At 75.6% G+C, this 2812-nt stretch carries 2 protein-coding genes; both read left to right on the top strand.

Annotated elements, in window-relative coordinates; translation table 11 throughout:
- Positions 1–395 precede the first annotated feature (395 nt).
- The gene (locus tag ACFRMQ_RS39840) at positions 396–557 is read left to right on the top strand and encodes a hypothetical protein (RefSeq protein ID WP_380735796.1); all 162 of its coding nucleotides are present in this window, start codon (positions 396–398) and stop codon (positions 555–557) included.
- A gap of 1700 nt (positions 558–2257) precedes the next feature.
- A partial coding sequence (locus tag ACFRMQ_RS39835; RefSeq protein WP_380735794.1) for a hypothetical protein occupies positions 2258–2812 on the top strand: 555 nt, incomplete at its 3' end.

Here is a 2812-nt window from a genome sequence, read left to right as displayed (position 1 = left end):
GCGCGGGTCGGGGACGGTGTCGCCGGAGCGGCGCACGGGGGCGGCGCGGCCGGGCGTGGCGGCGGGGCGCGGGCGGCGGCCGGGGCGGGGGCGGCACCGACCGACGATGACGGCCGCATCCCGACAGAAACCGAACGCCGGGGCAGACCGCGAGCAGGGCGGAGCAGCGAAAGCAGCGCGTGGCGGGTACGAGGCAGGGGCGGTTCGCAGGGAACAGCAGCTGAAACTGATGGTCCATCACATGCGGTAGGTAGAATCGCGCTGCGACAGTCGGCGAGCTGAATGCTCGCCAAGCTGCCTGACATGGCTGGGGAGCCCCGTAGTTGACCAGCGCTGGCCGGCGCGGGTCGGGGCTCCCCAGTCAACACCCCAGCCTTCAACAAAGGAGCGCCACCATGAAGCGTACGCCGGAACGGCTCGCGGCTCTCGCCAGGGCACGCGGGCAGCAGTGGCGGCCCCATGCCAGGGTCCTGGCCCGCCGAGCGCTCCTCGGCGCGGCCGGCGCTACCGGAGCCCTGCCCGTCACCCTCCTCGCTCAGCACCTGCTCCACCGCTGAGCACCGCTGTCGGCTGGACGGAGCGCTGCCCGGCCGGCGGCCCCTCACCCGGTCCGCGGTCGAGATGCACAGCAGGTGTGATCTCGCCGGTGACCACCGCTACGCCGGCGAAGAGACCAGCGTGACCGGCGCCCCCGTCCCGTCGCCACCCTCCCCACCCGACACCTGACCAACCGCTGACCGAACTTCAGCCCCCACGGGGGGACACCCCCGTCACACCACCCGATCGTGGACGAGCACGCGGACACCAGTTGGCGCCAGTAGCCCAAGCTCATCGCGGGACACCAGTCTCGTCGGCAGGCAAACCGTCCACCGGAACGGGCATCGTCCCAGATCAGACACCTCGGGCACCACCTCGACGCGACAGAGGGCCAGGAGCCGGGCGTCGGAGGTGCCGTGGGCGCCGGCCGGACAGCCATCCGTCCGCGGGCGGCCCTTCAGCCGGCCCTCGCCGTCGCCGTCGCCGGCTCCTGGGACGGCGGGATGTACGGGCATCGCTACCGGACCACGGGCCGCGGCCGGCCGGAGCGCGACGGCGGCCAAGAGGTGTCCCCCGCTCCGACCAGGGCGCGACGGCGGCCCGACAAGCAGACAGGCGGGGCGCAGCCGGTGGCCAGAGCGCGGCGGAGGCCCGACAAGGGGCGCGGCCCGACCGGGGCGAGGAAGGCGCGAGCACGGCCCGTCCATCGGGACCCGGGGTGATTGCCCGGCGATCACCGCGACCCGGACAGCGGCAGCAGGCACCCTGGCGGAGCACGGCCTGGACGGCGGACCCGGGACGACCCGGACCAGGCGGCGACGGCGCGGCAAGACGGCGGGGCGGGCGGCGCCCGGACGGCAGGCACAACCGCGTCCGGCAGCCCCGGGCCCGGGACGGCGACCCGGCGCGGCATGGCGAGCACGGGCACGGCCCGGACAGCGGCGCGACGGCCGACCAGGACGGCGACCCGGACCTCGCCGAGACGGGGCGCAGCGAGGAGGCGGGCACCGGCACCGAGCGCAGCACGACACCGGACCGGCGCAGCAGGCACCCGGACGGGACGCGGCCTCGACGGCAGACCCGGAACGGCGGCGGCCCAGCAGGAACTCGGCAGGCCCGGACGACACCGAGCGCTACCCCCACCAAACCGAATGCCAACCCCCAGCCACCGTAATTCCAACCCGAATTCACACCACCACCAGAAACCAGCCGGTCACAGCAACCGGGTGAAATACCCGGCGGAATTCAACCCCCGGATACGGAGCCGTAGACCCCCGGACGGCGCCACGGCGGCCCGACAAAGCCCCCGACCCCACCCCCGGGGCGGCGTGAACATCACACACAGCAACCAGTCACACGACCGACGCCACCCGCACCACCCACCGGACCACCCCGCCACACTCCCGCACAGTGGTCCAGACAACTTGTGGCCGTGGTGGTGATTTGCCCTGTTTTCGGCGGATCAGTGCCATGGCCGGTCAGCGAAGGTCACACCTTGGGTTCCGCTACCAGGAGGGGCGTAACGCCATGCCGTCCGGGCCCCGGCCCGGCGGCGGCCGAGGCCGGGCCGGGTGGCGGGTGTTGCCTGGCGGGCTGTCGGCGGGCCACGACGGCCGGGGGAGGGGCCTGTCCCGCGGGAACGGGCCGGGACGGCGCGCGGCCGGGAGTCGCGCGCGGGGGCCGCTTCCGATCCGGCTGACGTTTCGTCAGAATCTTCCGTGTGACGGAACCCTTGAGCACCGGGCCGGCCTGCGCGCGGCCCGGGTGCGGCCGGCCCCTGCCGAAGGCGGCCACCGGCCGCCCCGCCCTGCACTGCGGCCCGGCCTGCCGCCAGGCCGAACACCGTCGGCGCCGCCTCGAAGAAGAGCTCCCGGCCCTGCGCGCCGAGGCCCGGGCCCTGCCGCGCGGCCTCGGCGGCGACGGACAGGCGCGGCGGGTCCTGGAGGGCCTGGACGGCGGCCGGGTGGCGGTGTTCGTCCGGCACGCCCGCGCCGCCCGGGCCGGCCTCGACAACGCCTTCACCGTCCTCGCACTCCCCGTACCCGCCGCCGGCCGGACAGCCGGCGAGCGGCAGGCAGAGCCGACCGCCTCCGCCCTGGCGGCGGCGCCGGCGCCCGCGGGGCGCGGCAAGCGCGCGCGGGTCCACGGCCAGCAGACCGTTCCCGAAGCTCTGCTGACCGCCTTCCAGAACGCCTGCGGGGCCGGGGCGGACGAGACGGGAACGGGAACGGCGAGCGCCCCGGTCCCGGACGGCGGCCAGGGCCACGACGAAGGC

The organism is Kitasatospora sp. NPDC056783 (assembly GCF_042789895.1).
Lineage (GTDB): Bacteria > Actinomycetota > Actinomycetes > Streptomycetales > Streptomycetaceae > Kitasatospora.
Note: the sequence above shows the minus strand (reverse complement) of the source record. Positions and strands in the feature narration are given on the sequence as shown.

Bases quoted from the DNA above. Each gene is read 5' to 3' on its own strand.
- ACFRMQ_RS39840 (WP_380735796.1), top strand. From the start codon at position 396: ATGAAGCGTACGCCGGAACGGCTCGCGGCTCTCGCCAGGGCACGCGGG.